This is a genomic window from Longimicrobium sp. (assembly GCA_036389795.1).
In the GTDB taxonomy this organism is placed as follows: Bacteria; Gemmatimonadota; Gemmatimonadetes; order Longimicrobiales; family Longimicrobiaceae; genus Longimicrobium.
Window position 1 is genome coordinate 1 of the sequence record DASVWD010000008.1, and the last position, 7,062, is coordinate 7,062.

General features: G+C 70.7%; 5 protein-coding genes. 3 read left to right on the forward strand and 2 right to left on the reverse strand.

Annotation, left to right across the window (positions count from 1 at the left end; all coding sequences use genetic code 11):
- Positions 1 to 1,082 (forward strand): ABC transporter ATP-binding protein (locus VF746_00790; protein ID HEX8690946.1); only part of this gene is annotated, 1,082 nt, incomplete at its 5' end.
- A 210-nt stretch (positions 1,083 to 1,292) separates the two neighbouring features.
- Here VF746_00790 and VF746_00795 read toward each other — a convergent pair.
- Both VF746_00795 and VF746_00800 read right to left on the reverse strand, forming a co-directional pair.
- A complete protein-coding gene (locus VF746_00795; GenBank protein HEX8690947.1) occupies positions 1,293 to 1,508 on the reverse strand; it encodes a hypothetical protein in 216 nt (71 codons plus the stop codon).
- A 188-nt stretch (positions 1,509 to 1,696) separates the two neighbouring features.
- Positions 1,697 to 2,464 (reverse strand): hypothetical protein, encoded by a 768-nt coding sequence (locus VF746_00800; protein ID HEX8690948.1) that lies wholly within the window; start codon positions 2,462 to 2,464, stop codon positions 1,697 to 1,699.
- A gap of 287 nt (positions 2,465 to 2,751) precedes the next feature.
- On the opposite strand from VF746_00800, the gene VF746_00805 reads away from it, so the two are divergent.
- On the forward strand, positions 2,752 to 3,519 hold the full coding sequence (locus VF746_00805; GenBank protein HEX8690949.1) for a hypothetical protein: 768 nt from the start codon (positions 2,752 to 2,754) through the stop codon (positions 3,517 to 3,519).
- Between the two features lie 197 nt (positions 3,520 to 3,716).
- Positions 3,717 to 6,434: a DNA gyrase subunit A gene (gene gyrA, locus VF746_00810; protein ID HEX8690950.1), complete on the forward strand. Its 2,718-nt coding sequence runs from the start codon at positions 3,717 to 3,719 to the stop codon at positions 6,432 to 6,434.
- Positions 6,435 to 7,062: the final 628 nt, after the last annotated feature.

Below are 7,062 nucleotides of genomic sequence, written 5' to 3' on the forward strand. Positions count from 1 at the left end.
CCGGCGCGGTGGCCACCGTGGTGACCGGGCTCATCGGCCTGGTGATGATCCTGGTGGGCGGCCGCGACATCCTGGCCGGGGGGATGACCATCGGCGACCTGGTGAGCTACCTGGCCTTCACCGCCGTGCTGGCCATGCCCGTGGTGCACCTGGCCAGCATCGGCCCGCAGCTCAGCGAGGCGCTCGCGGGGCTCGACCGCATCCGCGAGATCGTGCGGATGGAGTCGGAAGACCAGGAGGACGAGCGCCGCGAGCCCCTGCAGTACGTCCGGGGCGACCTGCGGCTGGAGGACGTCTGGTTCGAGTACAACCCCGGCCAGCCGGTGCTGAAGGGGGTGAGCGTGGACGCGCCGGCGGGGACCACCACGGCGCTGGTGGGCTCCAGCGGCTCGGGGAAGAGCACGCTGGTGAGCCTGGTGATGGCCTTCAACAGGCCCACGTCGGGGCGGGTGACGGTGGACGGGCGCGACCTCCAGGACCTGCGGCTGGCCGACTACCGGGCGCAGCTGGGCGTGGTGCTGCAGGAGAACTTCCTCTTCGACGGCACCGTGGCCGACAACATCCGCTTCGCCCGCCCCGACGCCACGCGCGGGGAGATCGAGGAGGCGGCGCGGCTCGCCAACGCCGACGAGTTCATCCTGGGCTTCCCCGAGGGGTACGACACCGTCGTGGGCGAGCGGGGGATCAAGCTCTCGGGCGGGCAGCGGCAGCGCATCGCCATCGCCCGCGCGCTCCTGGCCGACCCGCGCATCCTGATCCTGGACGAGGCCACCTCGAGCCTGGACAGCGAGAGCGAGTTCAAGATCCAGGAGGGGCTCCGCCGGCTGCGGTACGGGCGCACCTCGTTCGTGATCGCCCACCGCCTCTCCACCATCCGCAGCGCCGACCAGATCCTGGTGCTGGAGCAGGGGGTGGTGGTGGAGCGCGGCACGCACGCCGAGCTGATGGCGCTGGGTGGGCGCTACCGCGAGCTGCACGACCGGCAGTACGCCATCGAGACCGACCGCTTCATCAACCCCGGCGAGGACTTCACCCCCGAGCCCGAGCTGGCCCCGCCCCCGGTCCGCGTCGCGGCGACGTGACCGCAACGACTGCCTCACACAGAGGGCACGGAGGACACAGGGGAAACATCGAGCGAGTTACTCCGTGTCCTCCGCCGTGATGTCGGAATCGCAAGGACATCGAGTCGCCGCGGACCGCCGAAGCGAAGAGGCCGCGACCTGTGATGCGCCTCGCGTAGAGGCGGAGGGGGTCGTGCGACGGCCCCCCTCCTCGTTTCCGGGACGGAGCGCCTAGCTGGTGAGGTCCGTGGGAATCGGGTCGCAGATGCAGGGATCGGTGGGCACACGACAGGTCAGGCAGGTCGCCTCGTTGCTGGCCGGGCCGAAGGCCTCGGCGAACACGTCCTGGGCGTTGCCGTGCACGGTGCCCCGCCGTTCCGCGCCGGCCGCGGCGGTGTCGAACGACTCCACCCGCAGGGCGTCCAGCTCCAGCCTCAGCTTCTTCATGCCGTCCTCCTCGTGAGATGGGGTCGGTCATCGCCAGAAAATTGCGTCGCAAAGCGTGACCATGAAATGGATAGAGCTCCACCCGCGTCCGCACAAGCTCCTCGTCGTTCCAGCGCCCACCCCCGGACGTACCGGGAGCGAAAGGGGCCGCGACCCTGCTCGGGCCGCGGCCTCTTTCGTCCGGCGGATCATGGGGCGGCGGCCCGCCCGCAGCGCGCGAGGGCGGCCGCGGCTGCGGCGCCGACGTCCGGCGGGAGGCCGTCGTCCAGGTAGATCGGCGTGTCCAGCGCCTCCTTCGCCGGCTGGCGGAGGGCGACGTCGGGGTGGCGGCGGAGCCAGAGCAGGAAGTGCGCTTCGATGCGGCGGTCCTCTTCCCCGCTGGCCGGGTAGCGGGGCCCCAGGTGGTCCAGGAAGTCGTACCACTCCTCGGCGGTGAGCGCGCCCGGGCAGCCGAGGTTCCTGGCGCCGGGCCAGGGATACAGGTAGCCGTACGGGTCGGCGTCGAAGGTGGGCATCCCGTCCACCCACAGGTGCGTGGGCCGCAGCCGGGCGACCAGCACGCCGCGCGTGCCGGGCTCCAGCCAGCGCTCGCGCGGCGGCCACGGCGACGGCCGGCAGTTCACCCCGTCCAGCGTCCAGGGGATCACCAGCGCCTCGCGCCGGCCCGTCTCGCGGAAGACGCGCTCCACCACCTCGGAGCCCGCGCCGCCCACCCGCTCCAGCCGCAGCACCTGTCCGGTCACCTGCCCGGGAAGGCGGGCGCGGCGCGACGAGTCGATCTGCGCCCGCATCGGCCCCACCCCGGTGAGCCGCGTCCCCTCCAGCGCGGTGGCGAGGAAGTACGTGTCCTCCCGGTCCCGCCCGGGGGTCACGTAGATGCTGCACAGCGGGCCCGGCGCGGGGGCCGGAGCGGCGCCCAGCAGCGCGGCGCCGAGAAGGAGGGCGTGGAGGTCCATGGTCGGCACTCCGCACGGGTTCGGGTCGGAAGACTCGGGCCGCGCCTCTCGCGGCGCCCTCTGTAACGCGCCCGGGCGCAGCGTTTTGACGCGTGGCCGACCACGCCCGCGCCAGAAGGCGGGCTTCCCCGGCGCTCCCCGGCCGGCCGCCGAACGGCGCCCCGCGCGCGCGTCTCTCCGGACTATTGCGCGGGCGCCGGCCGCGCTGCAATCTCCTGGGTGACGCCCGCCGCCGGGAACCGGCCCCGCCCCGCGTTCCTCCTCCCATCCCGACGCCCCGCACTCCCATGCGCAAGCTGCTCCTCCCCCTGCTCGCGGCCCTGGCCGCCGCCCCCGCCGCCGCGCAGCAGGGCCTCAACCCCGTGGTCGATGTCAGGCACGCCGCGCCGCCGCGGGCGGTGTACCTGGCGGCGCTGGACGCGCTGGAGAAGTACGGCTACCAGCTGCGCGTGCGGTTTCTGGACCAGGCGCTGCTGACGCTCCCGGCCTTCGCCTCCGCCCAGCCGAAGCCCGACGAAGAGGCGTCGCAGCTGGCGGTGGAGGTGGCCCCGGCCGGCGATTCGACGCGGCTCGTCATCGCGGCCCGCCTGGTGCGCGGCGACGGGCGCCCCGTGGACACCGGCGACGACAAGGCGCTCTCGCGTGTGCTGGTGGCCGAGGTGACGATCTCGGCCGCGATCGACACGGCCCTGCAGGCGCTGGCGCCTGGAGCAGGGAAGCCGGACCCGCGGGAGGACTCCGACGCCTACGGCTACGGGCGCCGCAACCCGGTGCGCGTGGGCGGCGCCGGCGAGGACGGCGTCCGGCGCGAGCACCAGTACCTGGAGAACCTCCGCGGCCCCGGAGGCGAGCGGGTGCGCTGGCGGCGGCTGGGAAGCTGCTGCGAGTTCACCGCGCCGGTCCACGGCATGCTCGACGCCTACCAGGTGACGTACGACGGCCTGGCCCAGCCGGTGGTCCTGTACCTGGACATGTACACCCCGATCACGTCGGTTCCGCCGCCCCCCGAGGGCTTCACCGCCGCCCCTCCGCCCACCCGCTCGGGCGGCGGGTGAGAGGCCGCGCGGCGACGGCCGCCGGAGGGAGCGGACGCGTCCCCCGGGAACTGGCGGAAACGCGCGCGGCAGCATAGTTTCCCCGCCTTCGCCGGAGGCCCTTTCCGGGGCACCGCGACGCCTCTCCGGGGTATCAGCCGGGTCCCGCGCACGACGCGCCGGACATGCGCTTTTCCGACGCTCCCACACGACCATCGATGGCCGACGACATCACGCCTCCCGACCAGAACGACGAGACCGGGACCCCCGACGACAACGGGAACGGGGACGGCGTCCCCGGCGCCCCTACCGCCCGGGTCCTCCCCCGCCTGATCGAAGACGAGATGCGCGAGTCGTTCATCGACTACTCGATGAGCGTGATCGTGCAGCGCGCGCTCCCCGACGTGCGCGACGGGCTCAAACCCGTGCACCGGCGCATCCTGTACGCCATGCACGAGGCCGGCTTGCAGCCCAACCGGCCGTACAAGAAGAGCGCGACCGTGGTCGGCGACGTGCTGGGCAAGTACCACCCGCACGGCGACACCGCCGTCTACGACTCGCTCGTGCGCATGGTGCAGGACTTCAGCCTGCGCTACCCGCTCATCGACGGGCAGGGGAACTTCGGCTCGATCGACGGCGACAGCGCGGCCGCCTACCGCTACACCGAGGCCCGGCTGGCGCCGCTGGCCACCGAGATGCTGGCCGACATCGACAAGGAGACCGTCGACACCTCCCCCAACTTCGACGACCGGCTCACCGAGCCCCGGGTGCTCCCCGCGCGCGTGCCCAACCTGCTGGTCAACGGCAGCTCGGGGATCGCGGTGGGGATGGCGACCAACATCCCGCCGCACAACCTGCGCGAGGTGGTGGCCGCCTGCGTGCACCTGATCGACAACCCCGAGGCCGACACGGGCGCCCTGATGCAGTTCGTGCGCGGCCCCGACTTCCCCACCGGCGGGGTGATCTACGGCCGCGACGGCATCCGCGACGCCTACGAGACGGGGCGCGGCCGGGTGATCGTGCGCGCCCGCGCCGAGATCGAGGAGAAGGAGGGGGGCCGCGAGCGCATCATCGTCACCGAGGTGCCCTTCCAGGTCAACAAGGCGCGTCTCATCGAGCACATCGCCGAGCTGGTGCGCGACAAGAAGCTGGAGGGGATCTCGGACCTGCGCGACGAGAGCGACAAGCGCATCCGCGTGGTGATCGAGCTCAAGCGCGACGCCATCCCCCACATCGTGCTGAACCAGCTGTTCAAGCACACGCAGATGCAGAGCACCTTCGGGGTGATCATGCTGGCCCTGGTGGGCGGCGTGCCCCGGGTGCTGCCGCTCAAGGACATGCTGCGCCACTTCGTGGACCACCGCCACGACGTGGTGGTGCGCCGCACCGAGTTCGAGCTGCGCAAGGCGAAGGAGCGCGAGCACATCCTGGAGGGCCTCAAGATCGCCGTCGACAACATCGACGAGGTGATCGCCATCATCCGCGGCAGCGAGACCACCGACGAGGCGGGCGACCGGCTGCAGGCGCGCTTCGGCCTGTCCGAGCGGCAGAGCGACGCCATCCTGAACATGCGGCTCGCCCGGCTCACGGGGCTCGAGATCGAGCAGCTGGAGGCCGAGCTGGCCGAGATCCGCGCGCAGATCGCCGACCTGGAGGACATCCTGGCCAGCCGCGAGCGGCGCTTCACCATCATCAAGGAGGAGCTGCTGGAGGTCGCCGACAAGTACGGCGACGAGCGGCGCACCGACATCCTGGGCGACCAGGCGGGCCTCTCCATCGAGGACCTGATCGCCGACGAGGAGATGGTGATCACGGTCAGCCACCACGGCTACATCAAGCGCATCCCGGCCGACACCTACCGGGCGCAGGCGCGCGGCGGCCGCGGGATCGCGGGGATGGCCACCAAGGAGGAGGACTGGGTGGAGAGCGTGTTCCTGGCGAGCACGCACGACTACCTGATGTTCTTCACCCAGCAGGGGCAGTGCTACTGGCTCAAGGTTCACGAGATCCCGCAGGGCACCCGCACCAGCCGCGGCAAGCCGGTGGTCAACCTCATCAACATCGACCCCGACGACCGGGTGGCGGCGCTGGTGCCGGTGCGCGAGTTCAGCCACGACCGGTACCTCATCTTCGCCACCCGCAACGGCACGGTGAAGAAGACGGTGCTCTCGGCGTACGGGAACCCGCGCAAGGTGGGGCTGAACGCCATCAACGTGCTGGAGGGCGACGAGCTGATCGACGTGCAGCTCTCCGACGGGGCCTGCCAGGTGGTGCTGGCCACGCACGACGGGATGGCGATCCGCTTCCCCGAGCAGCACGTACGCGAGATGGGGCGCGCCACCACGGGGGTGCGCGGGATCACGCTGGAGGAGGGCGACTACGTGGTGGGGATGGTGGTGGTGAAGGCGGCCAACCACATCCTGGTGGTCACCGAGCAGGGCCTGGGCAAGCGCACCGACGTGGAGGCGTACCGGCTGCAGCGGCGCGGCGGCAAGGGCGTGATCAACGTGAAGATGACCGAGCGCACGGGGCACGTGGTGGCCATCAAGGACGTGCACCCGGGCGACGAGCTGGTGCTGATCACCCGCCACGGGATCGTGAACCGCCAGCCGGTGGACGGCATCCGGGTGATCGGCCGCAACACGCAGGGCGTCAAGCTCGTCAACCTGGGCGAGGGCGACTGCGTGATGGACGTGGCCCGCGTGGTGGGCGAGGACGAGGAGCCCAAGCCGATCGCCACCGACGGCGGCGAGGTGCAGGAGATCGTCGACTCCAGCGCGCTGGAGGAGGCGCTGGGGATCGAGGGCGGGGAGGACGCCGGCGAGGCCGACGCCGCGCCGCCCCCGGTGGAGGACCTGGTGGACGAGCTGGACGAGGGCGGCGACGAGCCCCCGCCGGACAGCATCGACGACCTCTTCCGCGGCGACACCGAATGACCGCCGCGTGAACGGACGAAGGGCGGAGCACTGCGAGGTGCTCCGCCCTTCGTGCTTTTCTGGCGATAATCTAAAGACAACTGCTTTTCTCACACAGAGGCACAGAGACACAGAGGAACAGCAGAAGAGTTTGAAGTTCTCCGTGTCTCCGTGTCTCTGTGTAGGCGTTCGACAGTCGGATCTGACACGCGCGGCGTAAGTCAAGCCTTTGCAATCAGATACAACAACGCCGCTCCGGCCGCGTGTACAACGCGGCTGGAGCGGCTTCGAACGTCTAACTGCTTACTACAATGTGATTTGCAGAATGAGAGAAGGGACTGTACCCCTCCAACAATTCAAGAAATCGAGCTCAGTCCTAGCAGGTGACCTCGTCTGGAGATTCGAACTGCGAGCGGTGCTCAGCTCGTGCCGGAAAACCGCTCTGCCCGCCCTCGGATTCAATTCCAGGCGATCTCAGTGATTCGTGTCAGCGGACCAGCCTAGAGGACGCAGGATGCACGCGTTGGCCCCCTCCGTACCTCGCTCTCCGTCGCTGGAGAGAATCGACGTCGGAGGCACTCTTCGCGTGTGAGGCGACCTCACTGACGTCTACGTGCAACAGGATAGGAGAAATCCTGCTGCGGTCAAC